Annotated in this window: 27 protein-coding genes and 1 other RNA gene; 20 read left to right on the top strand and 8 right to left on the bottom strand. The window is 69.2% G+C overall.

Features of this window, described 5'->3' with window-relative positions; translation table 11 throughout:
• Positions 1–15: 15 nt before the first annotated feature.
• Entirely contained in the window at positions 16–633 is a 618-nt protein-coding gene (locus tag TR49_RS10865; protein WP_160311570.1) for a Uma2 family endonuclease, read from the bottom strand.
• Between the two features lie 93 nt (positions 634–726).
• On the opposite strand from TR49_RS10865, the gene rnpB reads away from it, so the two are divergent.
• An RNA gene (gene rnpB, locus TR49_RS39850) (RNase P RNA component class A) lies at positions 727–1,128 on the top strand.
• A gap of 186 nt (positions 1,129–1,314) precedes the next feature.
• On the opposite strand, the gene TR49_RS10860 is transcribed toward rnpB, so the two are convergent.
• Together TR49_RS10860 and TR49_RS10855 are read right to left on the bottom strand one after the other, a co-directional pair.
• Complete coding sequence (locus tag TR49_RS10860) at positions 1,315–2,643, bottom strand: tyrosine-type recombinase/integrase (RefSeq protein ID WP_084724774.1); 1,329 nt, start codon at positions 2,641–2,643, stop codon at positions 1,315–1,317.
• Positions 2,644–3,285: 642 nt separating this feature from the next.
• The gene (locus tag TR49_RS10855) at positions 3,286–4,389 is read right to left on the bottom strand and encodes a helix-turn-helix domain-containing protein (RefSeq protein WP_152627185.1); all 1,104 of its coding nucleotides are present in this window, start codon (positions 4,387–4,389) and stop codon (positions 3,286–3,288) included.
• Positions 4,390–4,527: 138 nt separating this feature from the next.
• Here TR49_RS10855 and TR49_RS42650 point away from each other — a divergent pair, with 138 nt between their 5' ends.
• Positions 4,528–4,767 carry a hypothetical protein gene (locus TR49_RS42650; RefSeq protein ID WP_152627184.1) on the top strand — a complete coding sequence of 80 codons (240 nt, stop codon included), beginning with the start codon at positions 4,528–4,530 and terminating at the stop codon, positions 4,765–4,767.
• Positions 4,768–5,690: 923 nt separating this feature from the next.
• Entirely contained in the window at positions 5,691–5,996 is a 306-nt protein-coding gene (locus TR49_RS10845; protein WP_042380074.1) for a hypothetical protein, read from the top strand.
• Between the two features lie 132 nt (positions 5,997–6,128).
• Here the strand turns inward: TR49_RS10845 and TR49_RS39845 are convergent, their stop codons facing one another.
• Positions 6,129–6,881, bottom strand: a complete 753-nt coding sequence (locus tag TR49_RS39845) for a hypothetical protein (protein WP_052434179.1) — start codon at positions 6,879–6,881, stop codon at positions 6,129–6,131.
• 1,052 nt (positions 6,882–7,933) lie between these two features.
• Here TR49_RS39845 and TR49_RS10835 point away from each other — a divergent pair.
• From TR49_RS10835 to TR49_RS10790, 11 genes are all read left to right on the top strand, one after another.
• The gene (locus TR49_RS10835; RefSeq protein WP_042380046.1) at positions 7,934–9,190 is read left to right on the top strand and encodes an ATP-grasp domain-containing protein; all 1,257 of its coding nucleotides are present in this window, start codon (positions 7,934–7,936) and stop codon (positions 9,188–9,190) included.
• 15 nt (positions 9,191–9,205) lie between these two features.
• Positions 9,206–10,414 (top strand): MFS transporter, encoded by a 1,209-nt coding sequence (locus TR49_RS10830; RefSeq protein ID WP_042380043.1) that lies wholly within the window; start codon positions 9,206–9,208, stop codon positions 10,412–10,414.
• An 11-nt stretch (positions 10,415–10,425) separates the two neighbouring features.
• Positions 10,426–11,706: an ATP-grasp domain-containing protein gene (locus tag TR49_RS10825; RefSeq protein ID WP_042380040.1), complete on the top strand. Its 1,281-nt coding sequence runs from the start codon at positions 10,426–10,428 to the stop codon at positions 11,704–11,706.
• A gap of 165 nt (positions 11,707–11,871) precedes the next feature.
• Positions 11,872–12,024: a hypothetical protein gene (locus tag TR49_RS43690; RefSeq protein ID WP_160311569.1), complete on the top strand. Its 153-nt coding sequence runs from the start codon at positions 11,872–11,874 to the stop codon at positions 12,022–12,024.
• A 116-nt stretch (positions 12,025–12,140) separates the two neighbouring features.
• A complete protein-coding gene (locus TR49_RS10820; RefSeq protein WP_042380037.1) occupies positions 12,141–12,602 on the top strand; it encodes a hypothetical protein in 462 nt (153 codons plus the stop codon).
• 191 nt (positions 12,603–12,793) lie between these two features.
• The gene (locus TR49_RS10815) at positions 12,794–13,225 is read left to right on the top strand and encodes a hypothetical protein (RefSeq protein ID WP_042380034.1); all 432 of its coding nucleotides are present in this window, start codon (positions 12,794–12,796) and stop codon (positions 13,223–13,225) included.
• A 288-nt stretch (positions 13,226–13,513) separates the two neighbouring features.
• Positions 13,514–14,254: a hypothetical protein gene (locus TR49_RS10810; RefSeq protein ID WP_152627183.1), complete on the top strand. Its 741-nt coding sequence runs from the start codon at positions 13,514–13,516 to the stop codon at positions 14,252–14,254.
• Positions 14,255–14,285: 31 nt separating this feature from the next.
• Positions 14,286–15,083 carry a hypothetical protein gene (locus TR49_RS10805; protein WP_042380028.1) on the top strand — a complete coding sequence of 266 codons (798 nt, stop codon included), beginning with the start codon at positions 14,286–14,288 and terminating at the stop codon, positions 15,081–15,083.
• A gap of 198 nt (positions 15,084–15,281) precedes the next feature.
• Positions 15,282–15,740, top strand: a complete 459-nt coding sequence (locus tag TR49_RS10800) for a hypothetical protein (protein WP_042380024.1) — start codon at positions 15,282–15,284, stop codon at positions 15,738–15,740.
• A gap of 89 nt (positions 15,741–15,829) precedes the next feature.
• Positions 15,830–16,420, top strand: a complete 591-nt coding sequence (locus tag TR49_RS39840) for a GNAT family N-acetyltransferase (protein WP_052434178.1) — start codon at positions 15,830–15,832, stop codon at positions 16,418–16,420.
• Entirely contained in the window at positions 16,420–17,268 is an 849-nt protein-coding gene (locus tag TR49_RS10790) for an alpha/beta fold hydrolase (protein WP_042380021.1), read from the top strand. The genes TR49_RS39840 and TR49_RS10790 overlap by 1 nt, the downstream gene beginning before the upstream one ends.
• 327 nt (positions 17,269–17,595) lie before the next feature.
• Here the strand turns inward: TR49_RS10790 and TR49_RS10785 are convergent, their stop codons facing one another.
• The 4 genes from TR49_RS10785 to TR49_RS10770 form a co-directional block, all read right to left on the bottom strand.
• Positions 17,596–18,174, bottom strand: coding sequence for an HD domain-containing protein (locus TR49_RS10785; RefSeq protein ID WP_042380018.1), 579 nt, complete (start codon positions 18,172–18,174; stop codon positions 17,596–17,598).
• 16 nt (positions 18,175–18,190) lie between these two features.
• Positions 18,191–19,297, bottom strand: a complete 1,107-nt coding sequence (locus TR49_RS10780; protein WP_236653320.1) for a helix-turn-helix domain-containing protein — start codon at positions 19,295–19,297, stop codon at positions 18,191–18,193.
• Between the two features lie 367 nt (positions 19,298–19,664).
• Positions 19,665–20,141: a TrmO family methyltransferase domain-containing protein gene (locus tag TR49_RS10775; RefSeq protein WP_042380016.1), complete on the bottom strand. Its 477-nt coding sequence runs from the start codon at positions 20,139–20,141 to the stop codon at positions 19,665–19,667.
• A 24-nt stretch (positions 20,142–20,165) separates the two neighbouring features.
• Positions 20,166–21,551, bottom strand: a complete 1,386-nt coding sequence (locus TR49_RS10770; protein ID WP_052434177.1) for an NsdA family TPR-like regulatory protein — start codon at positions 21,549–21,551, stop codon at positions 20,166–20,168.
• Between the two features lie 435 nt (positions 21,552–21,986).
• Between TR49_RS10770 and TR49_RS10765 the strand changes: the two genes are divergently transcribed.
• The 6 genes from TR49_RS10765 (at position 21,987) to folE (ending at position 25,385) form a co-directional block, all read left to right on the top strand.
• The gene (locus TR49_RS10765) at positions 21,987–22,502 is read left to right on the top strand and encodes an ATP-binding protein (protein WP_052434176.1); all 516 of its coding nucleotides are present in this window, start codon (positions 21,987–21,989) and stop codon (positions 22,500–22,502) included.
• 66 nt (positions 22,503–22,568) lie between these two features.
• Positions 22,569–22,691: a hypothetical protein gene (locus TR49_RS46370; RefSeq protein ID WP_268874068.1), complete on the top strand. Its 123-nt coding sequence runs from the start codon at positions 22,569–22,571 to the stop codon at positions 22,689–22,691.
• Positions 22,692–22,722: 31 nt separating this feature from the next.
• Complete coding sequence (locus TR49_RS10760; RefSeq protein WP_042380014.1) at positions 22,723–23,388, top strand: M15 family metallopeptidase; 666 nt, start codon at positions 22,723–22,725, stop codon at positions 23,386–23,388.
• Positions 23,389–23,504: 116 nt separating this feature from the next.
• Positions 23,505–23,957: a 6-pyruvoyl trahydropterin synthase family protein gene (locus tag TR49_RS10755; RefSeq protein ID WP_236653318.1), complete on the top strand. Its 453-nt coding sequence runs from the start codon at positions 23,505–23,507 to the stop codon at positions 23,955–23,957.
• Positions 23,954–24,700 (top strand): 7-carboxy-7-deazaguanine synthase QueE, encoded by a 747-nt coding sequence (locus TR49_RS10750; RefSeq protein ID WP_042380012.1) that lies wholly within the window; start codon positions 23,954–23,956, stop codon positions 24,698–24,700. The genes TR49_RS10755 and TR49_RS10750 overlap by 4 nt, the downstream gene beginning before the upstream one ends.
• 49 nt (positions 24,701–24,749) lie before the next feature.
• Positions 24,750–25,385, top strand: a complete 636-nt coding sequence (gene folE, locus TR49_RS10745) for a GTP cyclohydrolase I (RefSeq protein WP_042380008.1) — start codon at positions 24,750–24,752, stop codon at positions 25,383–25,385.
• The last annotated feature ends 27 nt before the right edge of the window (positions 25,386–25,412 follow it).

Below are 25,412 nucleotides of genomic sequence, written 5' to 3'. Positions count from 1 at the left end.
GTACGGGTAAGCCGGTCAGGTGAGCCGCGGCCAGTCGGAGGTGTCCAGCACGAACTCGGTGTCGTCGGCGGTGAACCGGACGACGTCGCCGAACACGAAGTCCTCGCACGTCTCGTACGCTCCGTCGACGGGGCGTCGGTAGAGCTTGCAGGCGCCCTTCAGGGGGTCGGCGATCAGGTAGGCGTCGATGCCGGCCCGCGCGTACTCGTCGACCTTCACTCCGTAGTCGTTCGCTCCCCGATCGCCCGAGACCACCTCGACCACGGCGGCGATGTCGGCCGCGGGACGCGGCTTCACGCCGCGCTGCGCGGAACGGCGCAACAGGGACACGTCGGGGCAGAAGCCGCTGCCGTTTTCCGGGAACGGCGTCAGGACGTCGGAAGCCGACCGCCACCGTGGGAGCCCCGCGGCTCGGGCAGCCTCCTGCGCCGCCTGAATGATGTCGCTGTGCTCTTCTCCCTGCTGCGGTGACAAGATGATCTCCCCGTGCAGCAGCTCCGACTTGAAGCCGGGGGGAGTCTCCAGCCGCTCCAAAACGCCGAGCAGCTCCTCGTAGGTGAACACGTCGTGCTGAAGCGTCATACGAGTCTGCCCCTCCCCGGTCGAGCCGGTTGCGGCGGTCTGGGTGGCCATCCGATCCGACTGTACTGCCCAACGACTCATCCCCGCCCGAGTCACCCGGACGGACGACACCGTGGAGCCCGCTACCATGGTCACCACGGCGGACGAGCCGGCCGGGCGGTCGCGACGGGTCCCTCAGGGGATCCGCCGAGGAACGTCCGGGCTCCACAGGGCAGGGTGGTGGCTAACGGCCACCCGGGGTGACCCGCGGGACAGTGCCACAGAAAGCAGACCGCCGGGCGCTTCGGCGCCCGGTAAGGGTGAAACGGTGGTGTAAGAGACCACCAGCGTCCAGGGTGACCTGGACGGCTCGGTAAACCCCACCTGGAGCAAGGTCAAGATGGGGGTCCTCGGACCCCCTGCGCTGACGCCTGAGGGCTGCTCGCCCGAGTCAGCGGGTAGACCGCTTGAGGCGGCCGGCAACGGTCGCCCTAGATGGATGACCGCCTCCCGCGGCCCGGCAACGGACCGCGGAGACAGAACCCGGCGTACAGGCCGACTCGTCCGCCCCACCCGCTCCGGCCCTGGTCAGAGCGGGTGTCGCTCTTTCCGGTACCTCAGGGGGCCAATCGGGGGCCAAGCCGATGATTCTGCCGTTCCACGGGCAGGACCACCGTCACTGCTGTGAGGCGCTGGCCTCACTTCTTCGTTGAGTCTTGCACAGCGGGGGCAGTTGGGGTCAAGTACCGGACCTCAGCTGGCTTCGTCCCACGCCTCCGGGTCTGCCTGCTCGGGCTCCTGCCGCCGCTGAAGTTCCGTCAGCGGCGCGAAGGATTCGGAGAAGGTGCGCACGACCACGTTCTCCACCGCGCGCGGAGGCCGCGCGTAGGTGTCCCAGGTCTCCGAGAAGGAGGAGTGGCGGGACAGGGCCTGGGTCGTCTTGGGGTCGTGATGCCCGGACGCGCCCAGCCGGGAGGAGTAGAAGCGCTTGAGGTCGTGGTAACGCGCCTCCTCCTTGTCGGGCCACCCCAGGGAGGTGTCGGCCCACGCGATGTCCTTGGCCGCATTCCACTTCTTGTTGAAGTCACTGCGCTGCACGGGCCGCCCGTAGCGGTTGGTGGTGATCAGGCCCTCGTCCGGCGGCGGCGTGAATCCGGTCTGCCGACGCCGGCGCAGGCTCCGGTCGGTCACCGTCCCGTTGCGCGGGTGCCTCGCGACATGCTCGGAAAGCCGGTCCATCAGGAAGTGGTCGACGGGCAGGGTCACCCTGCTGGACTCGGTCTTGAGCTTCTTCGCCTTGCCGCGCTGTCGCTGCTCGACGATGAACAGGAGGCTGTCCTCCCAGTCGACGTCTCCCCAGCGAAGCCCGAACGCTTCGCCGAGGCGCAGGCCGGCGCAGGCGGCGATCCAGATCAGGATCTCGTAGCGCGGCTCGACCTGGCGCATCGCCTCGGCCAGCGCAACCACCTGCTCGGGCGAGTAGGCCACCTCCACCCGGTCCGCGACCTCCGGCAGCTCAATCCGAGCGCAGATGTTCGCCGCGAGAGGGACATCCTCGTCGATCATGTAGTGCATGAGGATCCGCCACGTCTTGAAGACCTGGACGACGTAGGCGGAGGAATCGAGCTTCTTGATGAGGTGGTCAACGAACGCCGCGGTATCCCGGCGCTTGAGTGTCTGCGACTCGCGCCTTCCCGCGAACGGCAGAATGTGGTTTCGCAGGTGGGATTCGTACGTGCTTGTTGTGCTCTCGTCCTTCTTTCTCGCGCGCCGCCGCTCGATCATCTCGTCGGCGTAGAAGGATACGGATTTCTTCCCGACTTCCGGGTCCACCCAGGTGTTCGCGCGAATCGCCAAGGCGACCTCGTCCAGGTGGCTTTGTGCTTCGGCGTACGAGTCGAAACCGGGCTTGTGTCGGTTGCCCTCGGGGTCGGTGTATCGGGCCTGCCAGCGCTGCCCCCGGCCGTGTTCGCCCGACGGGTACAGCTTGGCGCTCTTTGCGCCGCACCGGCACGGAACGGCCCCCGGCCTCGGATTTCTGGTGATGTGCCAGCGGTCGAATGGTTTCGTCGACTCGCCCATGAGCCCCCTCCCGCTCATCATGGGCCGCCCCGCGCAGGTTCGGCCGTTGAGTTGGTTACAGGTCCGCCGGCTTCGGCGAACGAGCCAACTCACCGCGCTTGATGCGCCCCATCAGGTCGACCACCTCAGCCTCGCTGTAGCGCACGCGAGAACCGTTGCCATTCCCCTCGCGATTACTGCTTGCACCGGGCTGGTAGTTCGGCCCGAGGGGATATGCGCGCAGCAATCCTCGCCTCGTCCACCTTCGCCGCGTCGAGGCCGAAATCCCCAAACGGGATTCGACCTCAAAGGGAATGATATAGCTGTCCCCGGCAATTACGGCGCCGGAATCCTGAGTTTTCCTGGGCCTCGGCATTACGCCACCGCCCACGCGAGCGAGACGCATTCTGCGTGCGCAGCACGCCAAGATCGGCCCACGACCGAAGAACCGGACATCTATCCCCCTGGCGGACGTAGACGGGCATTTCCACCCAAGTGCAGGGCGAGCCTGGCACTGGATGCCCGTCAACAGACGTTTATGACTGGCTGCACAGTAGCACCAACATTCGGGCCAGTCATTCACAGTTGTTTACGCCCCTCCTGGCAGGAGCCAAGGTGGGAGCAGGCAGGTCGCCGGCCTCGGCTCAGATCCGAGGGTGCCGACTAGGGGAGATCCTGTTCGTCGGAGGTTGCCCACCAGAAGATGGCCTGGTTGGTGTTGACGGGTCGCGAGGCTGTCCGACGGTCTTCCTTGAGCAGGTCTCCGAGGCGGGCGCGCAGCTCGGCGAATTGCTGCTTGACGCTGCTTTCGCTCAGGTTGAGCTCGCGGGCGATGGACGCGAAGCTCTGGCCGCCGGAGAGGCCTCGCAGGATCGAGCGCTGCGCCTGCGTTGTGATCGTCGCAGCGGCGGCTGTGCGGCGAGCAACTTCCCAAGGGGTGCTGAAGGCCCACATGAGTTCGAACACCTCGGCGATGAACGCCGACATCGCAGGATGGGTGACCTGCCAGCATCGAACCTCGTCCGGGGAGGTGTCCACATAGTCCGCGATGAAGGCGACGTCATCCGCCACGATCATCCGCAGCATGGGGAACGCCGCTGTCCGCACGTGCGCCCCTAGGGCGGTGACGCCTTCGACCCACTCCTTGGTGGCGATGCCGTCGGGTGTGTTGGCCTGGGCGCTCTTGTGATAGATCGTGCGCAAGGTCACGCCACGCCGAAGTGACTCCTGGTCGCGGTCGCTGGACATCTTCAACACTTCGGGAGATCGCGTTCCGCCCGGCTGGCAGGTCAGCAACCTTCGTTGTGCCGCTGTCGCCGCTGCTTGGATCTTCACGTTGATGGCGGGCTCGGTCGTGAGATAGGTCAGGCTCCCGTCCATGAAGGAGCCGCCTCCGGCCTTCCGGAGTTCGTCGAGCAGCCGGGGCAATCCTTGCAGGTCGGCCAGAACCTGGGTCAGTCGCTCCTGTGCGTCGTGGCGCTCCTTGCGCTCGACGACCTCCAGGGCGACCTGCGAGTAGTACCCCGGGCCCTCCAGCGTTCGGGCCGGCTCGACCAGACCTCGCTGCATCAGGAGCGCAAGGCCGAGATCATTGTCTGAGATGGGCTGCCCTCGACCTATGGCCTCATAGGTGTCACGTGCGAATCTCGGCAGGAGAGTTGACTCGTCACCAGCCCCGGTGTCCGAATCGGGCTGGTATGCACCTGCACTTTCGGACACCATACGATCGTGCACCCAGCCCTTCCTTGATCCGAACACGTCGTTCACAGAGAGTTGGATCACGATACTGTCCGGAATCCGGCCTCCCGATGCGGACTGGCAGCATCACACCGTTACCAACCTCTGGCAAGGGCATATGAGCGGGTGGTCAACCTTCGCTCTGCCAGGATGAGATGAAGGGGGATCATGATCAGCATTCGTCGCATTCGCACCTCTTGCGCCATCGCCGCCGCAGCCTTCGGGGTGGCCGCTTCGCTGGCGGCCGGAGTCGGCGGGGACGCCGTGGCCGATTCCTGGTGGAACGGAACGCCGCAGACCCCGCCGGTGACCACGGTCGCGGACTCCAGCTGGAACGCTCTCGTCGTCACGGGCACCGGAACTCCCAGCACGGCTGCTCCCCAGGACAGCTCCTGGAACGGGGGCTGAAAAGTCTGCTTGAGCTGACCGGCGAGCCCACGGGGGTGGGTTCGCCAGGGTGCATTCGCAGTTCGAGCAGGCACGGGGATGAGGCGAATGAGTATGCCGGGGGGAAGCCGGCCGCAACTGAAAGAGCGGACTGCCGGGACGTGCAGCCGCGCGGACCTGCCGAGCACAACCCTGCCCAGCGCGACGTCGCGGCGGGTCTGCGGTTCAAACTATCCAGGGGGCGCGGGGCCGGAGCCCTGGGCGGACGGTGAGGCCGGGGGCCTTGAGCACCCCCGTGTGAATCACGGCCGTCGCACGGAGTCGCCAGGATCGCTGGAAGCACAGTCAACGGGGATTCAGGAAGGCCTGGACGCCGCCTGCCTCCTGATGCCGGGGCTCCCGCGCGAGTTGATCGCCGAAGTCCTCGGGCTCAGGCTCGGGTGAAGGTATCGAGCGCTGGGTGGGGTCCTGCGTTCGGCGGCGAGTCGACTGGCGAGGAACTCCTGGGCATGGCGCCCAGGAGGATGGAGTGGGGGCGATAGCTGTGGGCTTGCCCGCTGAGGGCTTGGGCGCGGACGGGAACCCGACCGGGGGCGGTGGCGGGCCACGAGGTCCGCACCGCGACGCCGGACCGGCCCCGAATCAGCGTCGGGGGGTCTGGCTCGGCGGGGCACCGGGAACCGTGAGGGTGTTCATCAGTTTGGACGCCGGCGCGCCAGCGCAGCAGGACAGCACCACAGGTTCAGACGACCAAGCGACGATCGCTTCTCTGGCAGCGGGGACCAGATTGATGCCCGGACTCTCGCCGGAGCTGATCGCCGAGGTACTGGGCCTCCCGCCGACGAGCGCACCGGACTGATGAGCCTCGGGGCCGACTTGGGTCGCCTGACACGAGGCCCGGCAGCGCGGTGGGTGACGCCGGACCGGGACGGTAGTTTGAGGCTGTGGAGCAATTCGATCAGCTACGGGAATTGGCGCCCTCACTGCAGAACGGCCCGGCCGCCCTACTGGCCGATGCTCTTGACGCGGCAGGCCTGGGCTACGTCATCAAGCCGTGCTCCGGGGGTATCGAGCTGACCGTCATGGGCGCGACGCCGTCTCAGCCGGTCCCCGGCCTGCTGGACCAACTGCGACGGCTGGACCCGTTCATGCGCACCGACGGCGCCTGGCACTCGTGTGCGATCGAGTTGGGGCAGGCGCAGTGGTTGGCTTCGGGGATTCGCTACCGCCTCGGCTCGGACTCCACCTGAGATCCGGCGCGGGATCGGCCGGACCTCGCACCAACTCTGGAGGGTGCGAGGAGGCGTCGCGGGCGGCTCTCTCACCGGGACAGCGACCCGGCTCCATCGTGAAGGAGGCCGGGCCACGGTGCTGGCCGTGCGTCATTTACGTGCCTGCTCCACGGCGCGGAGCTGCTCGATCATGGTGATGACGGCTCGCTGACTTGCCTCCGACAGCCCCGGACACATGCGGGCGATGTCGCGCGCGCCCTTGTCCTGAAGTGCTTCCAAGATTGTTGGATCGCGCACGAGCTCCGTCGCGGTGGCCAGGAGTTCAGGGTCACAAGCGGATGCAGCCGCGGCCAGACGCCGCACCGCGGGCTCCCTGAGGGCGTCAAGCGCCTCGTCGTCTCCGAGCAGGGACTCAACGACCTGCTGGCGCTCAGGGGCGAGCCAGCTCAGCCTCACGGCGAGGTCTCGTACACGTTCGTCGGCGTAGGCGTCCAGTGCCCCCAGGCGCGCGAGCAGGCCTTGAACATCGTCAGGCGTGGCCGCCTCGTCGGCGAAGTCCCGTAGCGATAGCTGTTTGACGCCAGCGTCCTTTAGCCGCTTGAGCAGCTGGAGCTGAGGATCGAGCTCCTGGTACACCTGGTCATCGGTGAAGTAGGCCGTCGGGACCTTGAAATATCGTGCGATGGCTTCCAGGTGATGGAGCTTCGGGTTGGTCGTCTTCCCGGTGCACAGCTCCCAGACGTAGGGTCCCGAGATGTCCACTCCAGTGACGGTGGCGATGTCCGCCGCCAGCGCCTTGTAGGACAACGGCTCCTGCCCGTGCGGAGTCTTTAGTGCACGAAGCCACTCCAGCTTCTCAGCGAGAGTTCGCCGGCGTGCGCCGCCCTCAAGTACCTCGGGCATGTTCGGCCCTGACTCCTTCCCTCCCCCAAGGGGTTCTCTTACCTAGAGCTCCGCGCACCTTATCGCCATTCACGGCCGTAGATAACTGTCGGCCCGGCGGTCCAGATTTCCGCAGTGCGACCTTAGACGTCTCCTGGAGCCACGCAGTCCGCACTGGCCCTTGACTACTGCCGCGTAGGCCCTGCGAGCGCGCCCTAGCGTTAACTAACGTTTACGGAAAAACTATCACAACTCGGTCATCTTCAGCCCGCTCGATCTCGCGGCATTTGCCAAAGGCAATGCATGCCCGGCGCCTCAAATCGAGCACGAGTGCGATTACAAGTCGGTATCGACCTTGGCGGTCTTGACAGATTGGCATTCTTAGCGTGCGGCCCCATGAAGGTCGAGGTGGCCCCGCTCAGATGGACGGACTCATCCACGCCGACGCCCAGCTTGGGCCGGGCGGAGAGGTATCGCCATGGTGACCCGCCAACCCCGACTGCGCGAGACGCGGCCGGTCGGCGCCTCGCATTAGTCGAGGTACGGCAAGCAGGCGGCTTCGACCTCCGCCGGAGACAAGTCGGCTCACACGAGAGCCCTGCCCCCAGGCCCCCGATCGCCACTCGGCCCCTTCGCGATCACGCGGGCATCCGCGCACCTGCACGAGAGCGGGCATCTCAGGCCGCGCCCGTTCACAAATGTTTAGGACATACAGGGCCAAATCATCACCGTTTTCCAACTTGGGCTCGCACAAGCCAGGGAGCTCGTCTACTGTGCTGCCTGTCGTAAACATTTGTTTACGACAGGCGCCTTTGCCCTGCTGCCGCTGTCGGCACGTGCGGGCTCACGCGCCACCTCAGGAGCTCCGGGCTTCGCCGCACACCCCCCCGCGGCGAAGCCCGGATCCATCAGAGCCGCCGGGCGAGAGGAGAGGCGTCGGTGAAGCGGCTGACTACTCGCTCACTGCTGCGAATCGCTCACGGTCGTCCGCCTGCCGACTGCCGGCGCCCTGTTGATCACCAGGCAGACGCCGTGGTCGGCCGGACGCCCTCTTTCTCGAAGGGTGATCCCTCATGCATGTGGTCCTGACATCAAGCACCGCCCCGCACGCCGAGATCCTGCACGAGCGGGGCCAGGAGGTCATGCTGGTCGTTCCGGGCAGCGCCTCGGTCGGCCACCGCGACTTCCCCGTGTGGAGGGTCAGCGCCTGGGACGCCTACGGCGAACTCGCGCGGCTGGCGCTCGACCTGGTCGACGAGCCGGTGGCGTCTCTCACTACGACCGACGAGCGGTGCCTGCGCCCTGCGGCCTGGCTCCGCTCGATGCTCGGCCTGCCGGGCATGTCGTGGGAGCAGAGCGTGGCCGGCACCGACAAGCACATCATGAAGCAGAAGCTGGCCCGAGCTCAGATCCCGGTCGCCCGGCACCTGCCGGTGGCCACCCTCAGCCAGGTCCCGACCGCCGCCGACTCGCTCGGCTGGCCGGTCGTGGTGAAGTTGCGCACCGGCGCGTCCATGCTCGGCACGACCCGCCTGGACAGCGAGCAGGAGTTCTGGCTCGCCCGCAGCAACAACCGCTTCGGGCCCTTCGCGGTGCCGACCGGCTGGGACGCCGCCCACCTCGACCTGGGGCTGACCCACGCTCCCGGTGGGCTGATGGTCGAACAAGCGCTGACGGTCGTAGCGGAATGGCACGTTGAGGTGCTGCGCTGGCGGGGCCAGGAGGTCTACGTCCTGCCGGGCCGCTACACCGCGCCGCTGCTGGACACCCACATCGTCGGCTCGGTGCTCCTGCCCACCGCCAGCGATGAGGCTCGCGAGGTCGCCGCCCTGGCCCGAGCCGCCGCCGACGCGCTCGGCCTGACCACCGGCTTCGCGCACGCCGAGGTGATGCTCACTGCGGACGGCGACTTCGTCCTCGGCGAGATCGGTCTGCGCCCCGGCGGCGGCCGGCTCCAGCACCTGGTGGAGCTCCAGCACGGCGTGGATCCGTTCGCGCTGCAGGCCGACCTCGCGATGGACCGCCGTCCGTTGGTGCGCTTGCGCCCCGAACACGACCCGATCGCCTGGGCCAGCCCCTTCGCTCCCCCCGGTCTGGTGACGGGCGTGACCCCCCTTGCTGACATCCTGGCCATGCCCGGCGTCATCGGCGCGGAGGAGACCCTGGCCGTCGGTGACGTGAGCACCGGACAAGTGGGCACCGCGATCACCGGCGGCCACGTGTACGCGACCGGCCCGAACGCCGAAGTCGCCATGGCGCGGGCCGCGGCGGCCGCTGCCGCGTGGCAGACCCAGACGGTGCAGGCGCCGACCGTGCCCGCGCACGCCTGACGGGCGGCACCGGTCATGGTCCAGCTTCTGCACCGTCCCACCGCCCCGGACGACACCACCGACGAGGAGATGAGCCCGCGCGAGCAGCTGGCGCGCAGCATCCTCGTGCAGGCCGTCACCTCCCTCGGCCAGTGGTCGATGATGGTCGCCTGCCAGACCTGGGCCGTCTACCACCTGCACCAGGGTGGGCTGTTCGTGGCGGCGCTGACCGCCGTGGCTGGCGGGCCGCTGCTTGTCAGCCGTCTACTGGGGCGGCTCGCCGACGCAGTTGGCCCGCGCCCGGTCGGGCTCACCGCCACCCTCGCAGGCTCCCTGGCCGCCGCGGTCGGCGCCTTCACGGCGTCTGGCCCCATCTCCCTGCTCATCCTGCTCGCGCTCGTGTCGATCGCCCGGGCCGCCTCCCAGGCCTGCGCGGACACCCTGCCGTCGTGGCTGCCCTCCCGTCCCAAGGCCTCCAAGTCGAGCGTGTGGATCGGGATAGCTCAGGGGGCTCCGCTGGTTGTCGGCGCCTCACTGGCCACCACGTTGACCGTCACGTGCGGCGTCCGAGCGGCCTTCGCCGCCTGGTCGGTGCTCATCCTTGCGGGGACCGTGATCCTGCTGGGTACCCCCACCCTTCGCCCCGACGCTGCCGGTCCGGTCCAACCGCTTCAGGTCCGCCGCGATCCTGCGCTTCGGCGCGCGGTCGTCGTCCTGATGGTGACGCTGATCTCCTATGCCGCCCTGGAGCCGCTGCAGCCGATCTACCTGGCGCAGGTCGTGCACGCCCCGGCCGGCTGGCTCGCCATCTGCCAAGGCGTCTTCGGCGTGGCGGCCGTCGCCACCGGCTTCGTCTTCACCCGCCTGCAGCACGTGGTGTCCGGCCCGCGGGCCATGACGTGCGGCGTCCTGGCCGTCGCCGGCGGCGAGGTCATGGTCTTCGCCACCCACAGCGCGCTCATCTCCACCATCGGTCAGGTCGCATTCGGTGCGGGAGTGCAGCTGTTGGCCCCGGCCACCCGGGTCCGGCTCCTGCACATCGTGCCCGCCGTACAGCACGGCCAGATCCTCGGCACCCAGCGCTCCATGACCGCCGTCGCGTCCCTGGCTTGCCTGGGCGTCGGCCCCCTCGCCACGGCGGTCGGCCCCCAGCTGCCGATGCTCGTCATCGCCGCGCTGCTGGCCGGCACCGCCTACATCGCCCTCCCCGTGCGCTCCGCCGCGCACCCCACCCTCGACCGCTAGGAGCACACCCCATGGCCCACGTCCTGGTCCCCACCACCGGAAACCCGATCCTTGAGGACGGCCTCCTCAACGACGGACACACCGTCACCCTGATCGTCCCCGCCAACGCGGTGCCGACCTACCGCCAGCGCTACCCCGAGCTGTCCGTCTTCGGTGTCCACAGCTGGGACGACCTCGCCGAGCTGACCGCGCTCAACTACCACCTCCCCGAGGTGGACGCGGTGGCCACCAACGACGAGCAGTGCGTGGTCGCGGCCGCGCACCTGCGTGAGCTGCGCGGTCTGCCGGGCCTGTCCGTCGCCGACGCCCGGTGCTTCACCGACAAGCACCTGATGCTCACGCGGCTGGCCCAGGCGGGCATCCCGGTCGCGCCTCACCGGGTCGTCCACCACGAGTCCGAGATCGCCGCCGCGGCCGAGGCGATCGGCTGGCCCGTCGTCGTCAAGCCGCGCAGCGGCATGGCCACCGTGCACACCTACCGGGTGGGCAACCCGCAGGAGCTGGCCCAGCTGCGCGCCACCGGCGTCTTCGAGACGCCGGTCGAGGACACCGCGCACCGGTTCGGCGCCTCGGACCTGCTCGGCGCGCTCAACGGCGCCCGCGGCGGCTACCTCGTGCAGGCCTGCATCGACGTCGTCGAGGAGTGCTTCGTCGACCTGTACCTCTTCGAGGGTGAGCGCCTGCTGGCCGCCCCCGGCCGCTACCACAAGCCGATCATGCTGAGCATGGGCGGCGGTCACCGGCACTGGACCGTGCTCAGCCCCGACCTGCCGGAGACGATCGCCGTCGTCGACCTCGTGCACCGCGCCGTGACCGCCCTGGGCAGCCACACCGGCGTGCACCACGTCGAGGTGCTGCGCGACCGCTCCGGGAAGCTGTGGCTGGGCGAGGCCGCGGCCCGGACCGGTGGCGGGATCTACCAGGCCTACGGGCTCCAGTACGCCATGGATGTCCCGCACGTTCTGGCCCAGCTCGCCCTCGGTGTGCGTCCCGACATCGACCAGCTCACCCCGCACTATCCAGCCCTGACCACCCTGGCTCTGGCCCCCGCCCCCGGCATCGTGCGGCACTTCACCTCCGCGGACGATCTGCGCGCCCTGCCCGCCGTGGTCGACGTCGACCTCACCCTGACCATCGGCCAGCCGGTCCCGCGCGGCTTCGGCAGCATGCCCGGCGGCGGCCGGATCCTCATCCGCCCCCGCGCGACCGACCCGGGCACCGTGCTGGCCGATGTGGAAGAACTCCTGGCCGTACTCGCGCTCGACATCGCCCTGGCCCTCGCGAAGGTCTGACCGCGCCGCCCCCTGGACCACGCCTTGGCCGCGAGCACGGCCAACGCCTCCCCGGCGCCGGTCCCCCCGCCTGTGCGAGGGGGACCGGCCAGCGCGAGGGCACCCGCCACCGCACCCACCCGCACCAGCTACCTGACCCGCACCCCCAGCCCACGGAGGTCCCACATGCGCACCCTGACCCTGCTCCGCCGAACCGTCGCCGGCGCCGCGCTCCTGACGGCGCTTCTGGGCGCGACCCTCCCGGCCGCCGCCCACGCGGACACGCGGTGGGAGCACGCCAGCGCCGCCGCCCCGGCGGACACCCACTGGGGCGACTAGCCCCGCCGATCCGCCCTTCACGACCGGCAGTGCGGACCCGGATCCGACCCCGACCCCCCGCCCACCACCAGCACCGTCTCGCGCACCGATCCGACCCACCTCGAAGGAGAAGCAGCATGCGCACCCTCATGCGCCGCGCCGTCACCACGGCGGCCACGTTCACCCTCGCCGGCGCGGCCCTCGCCGGAGCCGTGGCCCCCGCGTCCGCGTCGGCCAACGGGGCTGTGCCCTGGAGCTCGATCTCGACCTGGCACTGCAAGGCCACCCTGTGGGCCCATCACAGCGGAACCTGGTTCGGCGCCTCGTACACGCTGAACAGCTACACCGCCTACCAGTCGCACATCAGCGAGTACACGTGCGTCGGCTTCCTCAAGTTCTCCAACGACGGCGGCCGCCACTGGAGCTCGGCGGAGGCCGTCAACTACCTGTACGGCCCGCACAAGCACACGGCGTCCGGCACGTACAACGACTCCTCCCTGGTCAGCAAGGCCTGCGTCGAGGAGTGGTACCAGTGGTGGACCCCGAGCAGTGGCTGGCAGGGCTACGACTCCGACCAGCGCTGCACCCCCGCCTGGTAGCCGCCCCGAAGCCCAGCCCGCTCGGCCCGCGCTGACACAGCGCCACCTCGCCCGATCGAGGCCCCGAAATAGCACCGGTCCCCTCCCAGCGACGGAGGGGACCGGGCCGCGCGGCACGGGATCCGACCCCCGCTCCGCGCGCACTCCATCGACACCGTCTCGCGCACCGACACAGGCCCAAGGAGAGCTACATGCGTACCAGAATCCGCCGCGGACTGACAGCCACCGCCCTCGCCACCTCCGCCCTGCTCGGCATCGCCGTCTTGCCGGGAACCGCCCAGGCCGCCACCAGCTGGACCTTCACCAGCGTCAGCACCACGCACTGCCGCGCGTACCTGCGCGCCGAGTACACCAACGCCAACTACGCGCAGGGCACCGGCCAGGTACTCGACGGTGCCTACAACTGCGTCATGTGGCTGGAGAAGTCCACCAACGGCGGCGCCTCCTACTCCCGCGTCTCCGGCCTGCACTGGCTCAACGTCACGACCAACATCGACAGCCTCATCGGAAACACCTACACCGGCTGGTACTGGGACAACGACGGCAACGACCGGGCCAGGGCCTGCATCTCCGAGAGCATCCAGGCCCCCGAGAGCTTCAAGCACTGCACCTGGGGCTGGTAGCGCCCGCTCGGACGCCCCCTGAGCGCACCGCCGCGGGCACCCGAACCAGACCATCGCCATCGGCCGCCGGCCCTGCCGTCGCGGGGCCGGCGCCCTCGCCCACCCAAGGACCTGCCTTGCACCACGAGCTTCAGCGCGCCGTCGCCAACTCCCTGATCGAGGACCGGCGGCGTGCGGCCGAGCGCGCGGCCCTGGTCCGCACGCTGCGTGGCCCACGCCGCCAGCGCCGACGCCAAAGACGCTGACCACCCGCCCGAGCACCGACCCGAGACTTCAAGGACTGCCACCATGCGTATGCTCGCCCGCCCGCTCCTCGCCCCGGCCGTGACCGCTCTGGCCCTCAGCCTGGCAGCCTGCGGCTCCAGCAGCCCCGCCGGCGGCAGCGCCGCCCCGGTCACGCATCCCGCGTCCCCGCCTGCTGCCCAGCCGGTCGTCACCCTGGCTGCGCTCAGCCAGAAGCAGCTGCAGACTGCCACGCTGACCAGCCTGGACCTGCACGGTCTGGCGATGTCGGCGCGCTCGCCCGCGGCCCACACCGCGATGATCTCTCCCGAAGCGCCGGGCCCCCTGCCGAAGGGCGGCTGCGCTCCGATCGCCGCCGCCTGGCAGGCCGGGGCACCGCTCTATCCCTCTTCCGCCGTCACCGACGTGGAGGTGACGCACTCCGGCGACGCCACCGTCACCAGCGTGCACCTGGGCGCCTACTCCGAGCAGGGTGCCCGCGCCTTCACCGACGCTGTGGCCCAGTCCCTCACGACCTGCAGCAGCTACCCGATGACGAACGGCACCCTCGTCCTTCGCCAGCGCATCCGCCCCCAGCAGCTTCACCTCGGCGACGACTCCGTGGCGTGGCAGCAGGAGTCGGTGGCGGCCGACGGCGCTGCCCTGTGGATGTCCGTCGCGGTCGTCCGCGTCGGCACCACCGTCATCACGGCCGTGGTCGATGCCAGCAGCGCCGCCCCCGTCCCGCTGCCCGACCCCGCCGTCCTGGGTGCCCAGGTCACCAAGCTCCGCTCCATCTCCCACTGATCCGGCACAGCCCTCCTGAAAGGCGAAACCCGTGCACAGCAGCACCCTTGACCACGCCACGAACATCCGCGGCACCCGTTCCCGCCGCCGCATCCTGACCGCCGCCGGCATCACCGCGCTCGCGCTCAGCGTCGCCGCCTGCGGAGCCGCGGCGCACACCACCGGCAGCGCCGCCGCCCCGCACAGCCCTCCGGCCGCGACCGCCCCGGTCACCCACCTGGCTGCCAACGTGGCCGCGCTGACCCAGCAGCAGCTGCAGAGCGCCGCGGTGACCACCTCCGACGTCGCCGGCCAGCAGATGGGCGTCCTGCCGATGACGGACTCACCCATCGAGCAGAGCAACACCCGCGTGCAGCCCTCGACCTGCGAGGCCCTCGCGTCCGCCTGGGAGGGCGGCGGCCCCGACTACCCCTCCACCGGCGCGGTCGACCTCAAGGTGATGGAGGGCAACTCGGGCCAGAGCGGCACGGCGCACCTGATGCACCTGGCCAGCTTCAACGGCACAACCGCGACGAAGCTGCTCAACGCCATCGCCACCGCGGCCGGCTCCTGCAGCAGCTACACGCTCCCCGACCCCTCCGGCCCGATCCACGAGGCCATCACACCCATCGCGGCCCCGCAGTACGGGGACCAGGCCGTGGCCTGGCACGCAGTCCTGACCGGGACGAGCGGCCAGCGCTACGTCAGCACCGTCACCGTCGTCCGCGTAGGCGGCACCGTCATCAACGCCGTCGAGCTGGCCAACAACCTCAGCTCCGCCGACCAGCTGCCGACCACCAGCGCATACCTGCTCAACGCCCAGATCGCCAAGCTCCGCGCGGTCAGCTGATGCCCCGGCTGCTGTGCCGTTGGATCCGCACCGGCGACGATCGCCTGGAAGCGCGCTGGGCACCGGCCGCGGCGCACCTGCGGCCCGGCCGCACGGATGCCGCCGGGCCGCAGCGCCTTGCCCCGGTGCTCTCGTCCCCGCCCGCCTGACCCACCTCGCGACCTCCTGGGCGCGCGCATCACACGAGAAGGGGCCCCGATGACCACCGTGGACCTCACCCGCGCCGACAACGACAACGACCGCCCCGACGAACAGCTGATGCTGGTGCGGATCTACTGCGCCGAAGCTCAGACCCTCCTCGTCCCCGCCCGGCTACGGCTGCCCACGGACCTGGCCCAGAGCCTGCTGCAGGCCCTGGCCGACGGCGCAGAAGCCGATGACTTCGACCCGGAAAGGCACCCCGCCATCGCCCGGCTCTACGACTGGCTGGACTACCACCGCGAAGCGTGGGAGCAGCAGATCGACTACGGCCTGCACTGCCAGGACGGAGAGGATCTTGAAATTCGGGATGTCTCGTACTCCGTCCTGCCACCCGAGACCTCACCACCGCCTCCGCCCGAGGGCGGGGTTCCCTTGCCCCGCCGCGTCCAGGCAGAGCCTCCCGATGACGGGCCGCTCCCGCCGTCGCCCGAAGGCGGGGTTCCCCTGCCCCGCTGACCACCAGCCGCTGCCAGCACCCGCAGTCGGCCAGCACCGTCGCACCGCCCAGCGCCCCCGTCCACGCACCGACCACGAGAGGCAGGCCCATGTCCAGACAGATCGTCGCCACGGGCACCACGATGGCGGATCCGATCCCCACCCCGCGCTCCTCGCACGGGCTCCTGCCCGCCGCCGGGGAGAGCGTGTGGATCCCGACGCCGCTCGGCACCGTGACCCGTCTCGCCTCCGTGGCGGACCTCGATGCCGTCCAGGACCTGCATGCACGCTGCTCGCTCGTCTCGCGGGCGGCCCGCTACATGGTCGGCAAGCGGGAGCTGGCCCCAGCCGAATGGCGGCACTTCACCCATCCGGCGCGGGCGACGACGTGGCTCACCAGCCCCGAGGTCGCCCCCGGTCGCATCGTCGCAATGACGAACCTGATCGCCCATCACGGCGACCGCGGCGCACTCGACCTCGGTCTGCTCATCGAGGACGGCTTCCAGGGCCAGGGACTGGGCACCGCCCTGGCCCGCATCGCCCTCGGGCACGCCCGGCTCCTCGGCGGCCACCGGCTCACCGCGAGCACGGGCCGCGCGAACCGCAGGATGATCGCCATCCTGCACCGGCTCGGCGCGACCGACTGGCACTACAGCGGCCCAGATGCCGACACCCACGTGCACCTGGACGGAGCACGCTGATGCCCAAGTCCCGCCGCACGCCACCGCGCACCGCCGACCGATACATCGAGAGACCCGACGGCGCCCGCATCGCCCTCTACGACGACGGCAACCCCGACGGGCAGGTCACCGCGCTCCTAGTGCACGGTGCTGGCAGCACCCACACCGTCTTCGACGCCCTCGTGACCCACCTGACCACCCTGGACGAGGACCTGCGGATCGTGCGCGCGGACCAGCGCGGGCACGGCAGCTCCACCCTGGGCCGGGAGGCGGTCAGCCTGCGCCTGCTCGGCGAGGACCTCGCCGCCGTCGTCGGACTCGCCACGACCGGACCGGTGGTCGTGGTCGCTCACTCACTCGGCGGCCTGTCCGCCCTGGCGCTGGCCGACGCCCGCCCGGACCTCATCGGCACCCACATCGCCGCGCTACTGCTCGCGGCCACCACCGGGGGCGGCCCCGCCCCCAGCCGCCAGCGCGGCAGCGACCCGGCTCCCTCCAGCGCGGAAGGGTTCTCCACCCGCAAGGCCGCCGTCGTCGCAGCCCAGTGCCTGCTGCGCCGGCGGCCGCTCCAGACCGTTGCGGCCTACTGCGCCGCGATGCTGGCCAACCGCCCCGTCGAAGACCTCTCCGCTCTCGCCGACATCCCCGTGGAGGTACTGGTGGGGGACCGCGACCTGTGGACTCCACCGTCGGCGGCCAGCCACCTGGCAGGCCGGATCCCCAGTGCCAACCTCCATGTCCTGCCCAGAGCCGGCCACTTCCTACCGACCACGCACCCGCTCACCCTCGCCGGGCACACGCTCACCCTGGCCGAACACGCCACCCACACCTCCCCGCGACGCATCCGGCCACCGCTGGCTGCCCTTTGACCCGCCCCGAACGTCACACTGGGGCCCTCGGAAAACCTCGATTCGTGGGCATTCGGCCAGCAGTGCCGCGGACCCCTGGCGCTCTTCCGGGTGTCTTCGCCGCCCAGGGTCTGTACTGCGCCCGCGGACGGGCACCACGGCAGGCCTGGAGACTGATCACCCCCGGCCCCTCCCGGCGAAAAGAGGTCTTGGAGGGCCAGCGGGCCAAGCGCTGGGGAGGACGAAGACTTTGTTCGCAGCAAAGCAAGAAGAAAGTCTCCGACCGACCTAGCGCGCAGCCCGGTGGCCCTCCATGATCGATCGCTGGGAGGGGGCAACGGGTGATCATTACCGAAGGTAGGTCTGCTGCCACTCCACCGAGGTCATGTTGAGCGCGGCTTCGGCAAGGACCTGGGCGGATGCCGTCTTGAGCTTCGCCACGCTGGAGTCAATCCAGCCCTGAACATTGGAGCAGCCCTGCTCGCGGTACTCGACGGCCTGAATCAGGCACTCCAGCTTGTCCGCGTCATGTGCGCAGATGACTTCCAGCGAGTCCCCATGCTCGTACTCCTCGACGACACGCTGAACGCCAGCCTGGACGGCGGGGTGGGCGTCGGCGAGCTGGTCGGCAGTGACCTTCTCGTTGCTGGTGGCCTCCAGGTAGCGCCGCCCAATGTGGGGGATGTCGCTGACCCGCGTCTCCTGAGTGTCGTGGAACAGACACAGCAACGCGACCTTCGCCGGGTCGGCCCCCTCCATCATTGCCAGCACGGAGCCGATGATGCCGGTCCGGAACGAGTGCTCGGCGATGGTCTCCGGGTCCTTCACCCCGGCGATCCACCAGCCGCTGCGCTTGGCCCGCTTGAGCATCCCCATCTCCAGCAGGTAGCCCGCGGTGCCTCGCGCCGTGTCGTCGTGCTCTGCCATGTGGTGCCCTCCGTGATCAGGTGGTGCGGTTGCTCAGACGGTAGTTCACGTCCGCGAACTCCCGCCTGGCCCTTGCGGAGATCGGTTCGGTGTCGAGAATGCGTGCGGTCTCGTCGGCCAGCTCTCCAGCCAGAACGGGAGCTGCCAGGGGCAGCCAGGGGTGCGCGGCCAGCAGCGCCCACAGGGTGTGGGCGTAGAGCTCGGCGTACGTCGGCGCCTCGATCAGGCCCTGGGCGAGGAGCCGCAGGAGCGTGACGGGATCCCAGCCCGGCATGTCGGTGTCCGCCATGAAGCCGTCGGACGCCTGCGGCTGTTGGGCTGCCCCGAGCCAGTACGCCCAGTAGTTCAGGTTCGCGGCCTCGCTCCGGTCGTCGTCCACCAAGGCGCGCGTGATGAAGTCGGACAGCGGCTGATGGTCGCCTTGCCGGGCGAGTGCCGTGGCGACCGACCGGGCTTCGGCCCAAGCGGGGGACCAGCCCCGGACGGACAGAACTCCGCGGCGCTGGTGCAGTGCCAGTGCTGTCCAAGACGACGCCCCGGGTGACCGGTCGTAGCTGGTGAGATAGAGGGCCTGACGGCGCAGCAACGGTGCGGCCTGACCAGCCAGGTGAGCGCTGTCGGCGGCATCCCGGAGTCGCCCGAAAAGGTCGGCCTTCTGCTGGGCAGGCAGCAGCGGTGCGGTCGGCACCGCGCCACGCCTTACGGGCTGCGGGCGGGCGGCAATCAGCGGCGGCGGGGTGCCGTTGACGGCCCACGCGATCATGTGGGCGGTTGTGCGGGTGTGGACCCATCCGGCCAGTGGATGCCGCTCGGCCTGCGGTGGGGGTTCCAAGGTCGCGGTAATGATCCGATCCGCGTCAAGTGCGGGGTCGAGCAGCTGCATCAGCGCCGGGTCTGCACCCAGCAGGGGTAAGCGCCGGCGGAGGTCCAGGAGGGAACCGGCCTTCATGTTGGCCAATGGCCGACGGCCGGACTCCCAACCTTGGACGGTGGCGAGGTCCACCGCCACTTCTTCGGCGAACCCGATCTGTGTCCGGCCGGTGCTCTCGCGCACCAGGCGAAGCACGTATCCGCTGATGATGCCACTGACGGCGCGGCGCGGCGAAGGCAGGCCGGAACCCATAGCGTCCCCGTGAGATCAAAGAACTTGCCGTGACCTAATGCGTACTGCCAGTCAGTCCTACCCGATTTTGGCCAGCCATACGGTCATGACAGCCAATCAAGCGGACAGCTCCGGGACGTTTTCGCCGGAAGGGGCTGCACTCGCGACTGTCCGTACCTTGCTGGGGAGGTTCCTCGTGCACTCGCCGAATCCGAGGCCCTCGGCCGCTGCATCGGCTGCCTCTGTGGCACCGCAGCAGACGGCAGGCCAACAGGACCAGAGCCAGACAGCTCGATGGGCACCTGCAGCTCGCGGCCAAGCGCCCGACTGTCAGACCGCAGCCATCATCATGATCCGTCAAGCGAGGCGATCTACCTGGACGCGCCGATCAGGAGTGCACAGCCCAGTAGTCGGCCAGCATCTCCGCTGGCCAATCAGGCTGGTGAACTTCCCCTCGGGGCCCGAACTCGGCGAACCAAGGTGCGATGTCAAGCACGGGAGTGCCATCAACAGCATCAAGGTCGAGAACGTGCAGGTCCCGACCTTCGACCTTGACCACGCGCGGGTGCGAGGTGCCGATCTGCGCCGGCCTGCGGTGATTGCGGTGGGCAAAGGTACCGCTCGGCTCCCAGCGCGGGTCATTTCGCGGCGATCGCGCCCCGAGGTGCACGTCCTCGGGGGAAGCGAGGTGGAACTTGAAGACGACCTGAACGTGGCTGAAATCGCTCAGGCCGGCGAGGGTGTCTTCCGGCAGGTCATCGCGCAAGCGAATGATCGAGGGTACGCCGCCCCAGTAGTCGTCGCTGACTTTGGGCCGCTGGTTGATCACATGGGCGACGGCTTCGATCTGGTACTGCTCCGGCATTCCGGTCTCCTCCTGGTTCATAGGTCAGGCGGCGTATTCGAGGTAGGACACGGCTCGCGCATCAACGTCATGAACGGCTCGCACCCCGCGCGGACGGTAGGGCGAAAGAGCGCTTCGCATCTGGCGGGCGGTGTGGATCGTCCGGCCGGAGCGGATGCCTTCCATGAGGTCGAGTGCACGCGACCATGTCGAGCACGCCTGCTCGATGTTGCCCTGGCGGGCCTGGATCTCGCCGAGGTAGCCCAGCGTCACGGCGTGGGTCCGGGGGAAGGCTGCGCCTCTCGTACGAGCGCTGTGGCGGAACTCTCGCACAGCTCCGTCCAGGTCGCCAAGGTCACGGAGCGTGCAGGCCGTCTCGTGGGCAAGGCTTGCTTCGGTGAAGAACCACACTCGCTGTGGCTCGTCCTGGCCGACGGCGCGCCCGAGGTCGTCCTCGGCAGCTTTGAGCGCGGCAGCGGCGCCCCTGGAGTCGTTGGTGGTGGCGAGGGTGCGGGCGTAGACGACGCGCAGGAGTGCCCGTTCGCGGTAGCTAGCGCGTCGACAGCGGTCGCCTTCGATCGATGCGGCGGCGACGCGCTGGGCGGCGCGATGGTGACCCAGGTCGTTGGCCTGGTGTGCCAAGGCGCGCAAGATGTGGCCAGCGAGGGGTTCGTCGCCAGCCTCGGCTGCGAGCCTGACAGCGCTGGTGAGGTAGCGCTGAGCGATGGGGTGCTCTCCGGCGTCGAAGGACATCCAACCGGACAGGTAGGCCAGCTCTCCGGCGGCCGAGAACATCTGCTGGCGGAGGGTTTCACTGGCGAAGCGGCCGTGGAGCAGCGGTTCGACTTCCGAGGTCAGGTACTGAACCACGGCCGTGCGGGCGTGACCGCCTCCCCGCCGCTGGTCGATCTGGCTGAAGGCCGCGACGGTATCTCGGACTGCCTCGACGTCGCCGCGGCCTACGCGGCGCTCCGTGGTCTGGCGCACGGAGCTGCCTGCCGCCGACGCGCTCCACCGCGAACCGGTGGGGATCGTGAGCGCAGCCGTCTGGAAGGCCATGACGCCGAGCGCGCGGCGGCGGTCCATGCTCAAGTCGCGTCTCCCGATGTCGATCAGCGCGCTCAGCGTATCGCCCGACCACAGGTCGCCGGGGGTGCTCTTCGAGTGCCGATCCATTCCCAAGTCGTACGCCGTCACAGTGCGGCCCAGAGCCCGAGTCAGCAGCTCAGCCAGCAGGACTGCGATGCGTGGGTTGGAGGGGACTGTGCCGCGGGCCCAGTACGAAACGTGCGAGCGAGACACCGAGCCGAGTTCAGCAACCCCATTCTCCGAGGCCAGGCGGCGTAAGGCTGTCGCGGCAGCGGCGTCTGAGAGTCCGGCCTCGGCGAGCAGCGCGGAGAGCTTGGTTCCGCGTTCAGCTTTCGCAACCACAGCGCCCCTCAGCCATAGATGATCTTTCCCCGCTTTCCCCGCATGCAGCCCCTTGACCGGGTGCCCATGCGTCAGCTGAAGCGGTTCCCTCAATGTAGCTGCCAAATCGCGACTGTGAGTAACAGTCAGCAGGCGCAAATGCGACTGGCGGTCTCCACCCCTCATCCCGCTCGCTAGGAGAAGCCCGGTGTTCCCAACCCCGTATTACCCCGCGCGCATCGCGCCACCCGAGGTGCTGGACGTTCCTGTGGAACTGCTGGCCTGTCCTGGCTGCGGCCGCTTCCCGTGCATCGAGCAGCAGGAGCGTCCCGCCGGCCCGACGCTCCCCCAACGCACTCGCGGCGCGTCCGGCCACCAGCCCGGCACGCCGCCGTCGGCCGGCGAGCCTTGGGCAGCCGCGTTCACCCCGAAGCGCGCGCCACAGGAGGCCGCGTCATGACCGACCGGCCCACTGCCCTGGCACGCATGTGGTCCGTGACGAGCGCACCGGAGACCGTGCCGATGATGCGGCGCCGCATCCAGAACAAGCTCGCATCCTGGGAGATCGACCTGGACGGCGATCTCGACTACGGCGTCCGCCTGGTTGTCTCAGAACTGGTCACCAACGCGATCCTTCACTCCGAGACCCCGGTCCTGAGCGTGTCGCTGGTCGTTTCCCCCGACCGGGACGAGCTGTTCATCGCGGTCGAGGACGGCCATGCCGACCACCCCACCCTCCGCCCTTCGGGCAACGACAATCTGCCAGAGAACGGCCGCGGCTTGCGGATCGTGTCGGACACCGTCTCCAGGTGGGGGGTCGAACCCACTGACAAGGGCAAGCGGGTGTGGGCGGTGATCCCGCGCCCAGTGCAGACCGGGCTCGGGGAGCGTGTACGCGGGGAGCTGCGCCGCCGAGTCCGCATGGCCGTCCCGAGACCCCCGGTCCCGCCGCTACTCACGGCCGCTGGCTGAGCAGACCCACCCTCAGGACCCGAATGCAGAAGCCGGCCCCAGGTCGATCGACAGGAGCGCAAGCACGTGAGCCAGCAGGACGACCAGCAACGTCGAGAGACGATCGGCTGCCACCCGCTGGGCCTGGCTATCGGATTCGTGCCCCTTGTATGGGCGCTGCTGTGCCTGATCACCAGCATCCGCTGGTGATCTGCTCTTCTGACAACTGGAGCTGTCGACTGTGACTGGGATCGTCTTACTGTCCGACCCGCGTGTCGCCGCCGTACAGGTCGAGGAGTGCCGAGAGCCCCTCGTCGACCTGCGAGAAGACGGCCGCCTGGTGGTTGACCGCCGCAAGGTCGACCCGGAGGGGTGGTACGCGCATCTTCGCCGCTCGTTGCTGGAACGCCTGGTATCGGCGAACCAGCAACTCGCCCGCCAGCGACTCCAGCTCCTGGTCGTCGAGGGCTACCGGCCGCTGGAGGTTCAGGCGCGGTACTGGGCCGACTACCAACGTCAACTCACCGAGTTGCACCCGGCCTGGCCACCGCAGCAGATCCACCACGCTGCTGCGCGCTACGTGTCCCCGCCCGAACTCGCTCCGCACTCCACCGGCGGAGCCGTGGACCTCACACTCGCGGACTGGGAAGGCCGGGAACTCGACCTGGGAACCCGAGTCAACGCAAGCCCCGAGGAGTCCGCCGGCGCCTGCTACACGTGGGCCGCCAACGTCCCTATGGAAGCACGCGACCGGCGCGTCACCCTCGCCCAGGCCCTCACCACTGTCGGCCTGGTCAACTACCCAACCGAGTGGTGGCACTGGTCCCTGTTCGAGCGCTATCACGCCTTCATGAACAGCGCCCAGGCGGCGTTGTACGGGCCGTTGGACGTCGTAACTGGCCGCTAACCCTCTTTCACTCCCCACCTGCAGTGACCACTACTGCAAAGCACGACATCGCGGCGTCCCTCTCCCGTGGCACGGAGGCCGCGCCAAGCCACCCCCCATCGAAGGAGCACCGTCCCGTGTCGGCCCCCAACACCAAGTCCCAGTCGGCTGAGACCGACTGGGCGATGATCCCGTTGCCCTCGGGCACCTTCACCATCGGCAAGTCCTTCAGCTTCGAGGCTGGCCACCGGCTACCCGGCCTGCCGCCCGATCACAAGTGCTCCCGCCAGCATGGGCACAGCTACCAGGTCGAGGTCATCCTCACCGCTTCCGAGCTGGAGGCGCCTGGCTTCGTCACGGACTTCGGCGAACTCGCCCCCTTCAGGAAGTTTCTCGACACCGAGCTCGACCACAGCAACCTGCACGAGAACCTCCCGTTCGAGCCGACCTCGGAGCTCCTCGCCCGATTCCTGGCGGGCTGGATCATCAAGCACCTCCAGCCGAACATTCCCGCTCGCCTGGTGGGCGTCCGCGTCCGTGAGACCGGGAGCAGCTGGGCGAAGTTCGAGGTGGAAGCGGAGGCGGTGTGACCGCGGGGCAGTCGGCCACGCACGAGCTGCCGCCGGGTGACGCGCAGTTCCGGCTGCTCGTCGCGGAGTGCTTCGGCGTCGAGACACCGACGTTCCAGGGCGAGGGCCCCAGCTGCGGGCACCCAGCCATCTTCATCCGTCTGTCCCGGTGCAACCTCCGGTGCAAGCGGTGCGACACGAAGTTCACGTGGGACTGGACCCAGTTCGACCCGCACGAGGAGTCGGAAAAGCGGACGGTGGCGGAGCTCGTAGCCTGGGCCGCTTCGTCTCCGGTCGAACTGGTCGTGATCACCGGCGGCGAGCCGCTGCTCCAGCAGCGCCGCCTGGTGCCGCTCGTCGCGGGGCTGCTGGCTGCCGGGAAACGCGTCGAGTTCGAGACCAACGGAACGATCGCGCCAGAACCGGCCCTGCTGGTTGAGGGCGTCCGATTCAACGTCTCCCCGAAGCTGCGGAGCTTTGGGGAGGAAGAGGCAAGGAGCATCGTGCCCGCGGTCCTGGAGGCGTTCGCGGCCACGGGACAGGCCGTTTTCAAGTTCGTCGCCGGATCGGTCTCCGACCTCGACCGGGTCGCCGAGATCGTCGAGGCCCATGGGCTCGGACCGGTGTGGGTGATGCCTGAAGGCACGACGGCGGAGGCGATCACTGCGGCAACTCGCATGCTCGCGGACGCGGTCGCGGAGCGGCACTGGCACTTCACCACCAGGCTCCATGTGCTCGCCTTCGCGGAGACGCGCGGCCGCTGACTTACGCCCTGCCCATCCGTCACTCAGCCTCCGGAAACGAGAGAAGCCCATGACGACTTCTGTGGCCGGCCCCATGCCGACCCAAGACACCGACACCGTGTCAGGCTGGCCCGCCGCACCCATCGACACGGACCGGGTCGCCGACCTGATCGCCCAGCTCCTGGTAGAGCTCGGCGAGGACCCCTCCCGTGACGGGCTGATCGGCACCCCGGCCCGCGTCGCGGCTTGGTGGAGCACCTTTCTGTCCCCGGACAGCGACGCGACAGTCACCTGTTTCCCCGAGGCTCAGCTGAGCGACCAGCTGGTCATCGTGGGCGGCATGAGCGTGTGGTCTCTCTGCGAACACCACATGCTGCCCATGAACCTCCAGGTCACGGCTGGATATGTACCTGAGGGCGAGGTGGTCGGCCTGTCGAAATTCGGCCGTATCGCCCGGCAGTTCGCCGGCCGTCTCCAGGTCCAGGAGCGCTTCACCCGCCAGGTCGCCGAGCACCTGACCGACGTCATCGGACACGACAACATCGCCGTCGCCGTCCGCGGCGAGCACCTGTGCATGAGCATGCGCGGCGTGCAGATGGAGGCCGCCCGCACCACCTCCCTGCACGCCAGCGGTCACTTCAAGACGGACCCGGCGCTCAGCCAACAGTTCCTCACCCTCGCCGCAGCCCAGTGGAACGCGGCCTGATCTCCGACCGACGCGGTCGAGCAAGGA

Origin of the sequence: Streptacidiphilus melanogenes (assembly GCF_000787835.1) — a bacterium.
GTDB lineage: Bacteria > Actinomycetota > Actinomycetes > Streptomycetales > Streptomycetaceae > Streptacidiphilus > Streptacidiphilus melanogenes.
The sequence above is the reverse complement of the archived record's forward strand: the minus strand, read 5'-3'. Positions and strand labels throughout refer to the sequence as shown.

What these genes read in the sequence shown, in the direction of transcription:
- TR49_RS10825 (WP_042380040.1), top strand. Translation starts at nt 10,426, where the DNA reads ATGGCCCACGTCCTGGTCCCCACCACCGGAAACCCGATCCTTGAGGAC.
- TR49_RS39845 (WP_052434179.1), bottom strand. Translation starts at nt 6,881, where the DNA reads ATGCCCGAGGTACTTGAGGGCGGCGCACGCCGGCGAACTCTCGCTGAG.
- TR49_RS10775 (WP_042380016.1), bottom strand. Translation starts at nt 20,141, where the DNA reads ATGCCGGAGCAGTACCAGATCGAAGCCGTCGCCCATGTGATCAACCAG.
- TR49_RS10830 (WP_042380043.1), top strand. Translation starts at nt 9,206, where the DNA reads ATGGTCCAGCTTCTGCACCGTCCCACCGCCCCGGACGACACCACCGAC.
- TR49_RS10785 (WP_042380018.1), bottom strand. Translation starts at nt 18,174, where the DNA reads ATGGCAGAGCACGACGACACGGCGCGAGGCACCGCGGGCTACCTGCTG.
- TR49_RS10800 (WP_042380024.1), top strand. Translation starts at nt 15,282, where the DNA reads ATGACCACCGTGGACCTCACCCGCGCCGACAACGACAACGACCGCCCC.
- folE (WP_042380008.1), top strand. Translation starts at nt 24,750, where the DNA reads ATGACGACTTCTGTGGCCGGCCCCATGCCGACCCAAGACACCGACACC.
- TR49_RS43690 (WP_160311569.1), top strand. Translation starts at nt 11,872, where the DNA reads ATGCGCACCCTGACCCTGCTCCGCCGAACCGTCGCCGGCGCCGCGCTC.
- TR49_RS10835 (WP_042380046.1), top strand. Translation starts at nt 7,934, where the DNA reads ATGCATGTGGTCCTGACATCAAGCACCGCCCCGCACGCCGAGATCCTG.
- TR49_RS39840 (WP_052434178.1), top strand. Translation starts at nt 15,830, where the DNA reads ATGTCCAGACAGATCGTCGCCACGGGCACCACGATGGCGGATCCGATC.
- TR49_RS10780 (WP_236653320.1), bottom strand. Translation starts at nt 19,297, where the DNA reads ATGGGTTCCGGCCTGCCTTCGCCGCGCCGCGCCGTCAGTGGCATCATC.
- TR49_RS10810 (WP_152627183.1), top strand. Translation starts at nt 13,514, where the DNA reads ATGCGTATGCTCGCCCGCCCGCTCCTCGCCCCGGCCGTGACCGCTCTG.
- TR49_RS10765 (WP_052434176.1), top strand. Translation starts at nt 21,987, where the DNA reads ATGACCGACCGGCCCACTGCCCTGGCACGCATGTGGTCCGTGACGAGC.
- TR49_RS10815 (WP_042380034.1), top strand. Translation starts at nt 12,794, where the DNA reads ATGCGTACCAGAATCCGCCGCGGACTGACAGCCACCGCCCTCGCCACC.
- TR49_RS10820 (WP_042380037.1), top strand. Translation starts at nt 12,141, where the DNA reads ATGCGCACCCTCATGCGCCGCGCCGTCACCACGGCGGCCACGTTCACC.
- TR49_RS10865 (WP_160311570.1), bottom strand. Translation starts at nt 633, where the DNA reads ATGGCCACCCAGACCGCCGCAACCGGCTCGACCGGGGAGGGGCAGACT.
- TR49_RS10790 (WP_042380021.1), top strand. Translation starts at nt 16,420, where the DNA reads ATGCCCAAGTCCCGCCGCACGCCACCGCGCACCGCCGACCGATACATC.
- TR49_RS42650 (WP_152627184.1), top strand. Translation starts at nt 4,528, where the DNA reads ATGATCAGCATTCGTCGCATTCGCACCTCTTGCGCCATCGCCGCCGCA.
- TR49_RS10860 (WP_084724774.1), bottom strand. Translation starts at nt 2,643, where the DNA reads ATGGGCGAGTCGACGAAACCATTCGACCGCTGGCACATCACCAGAAAT.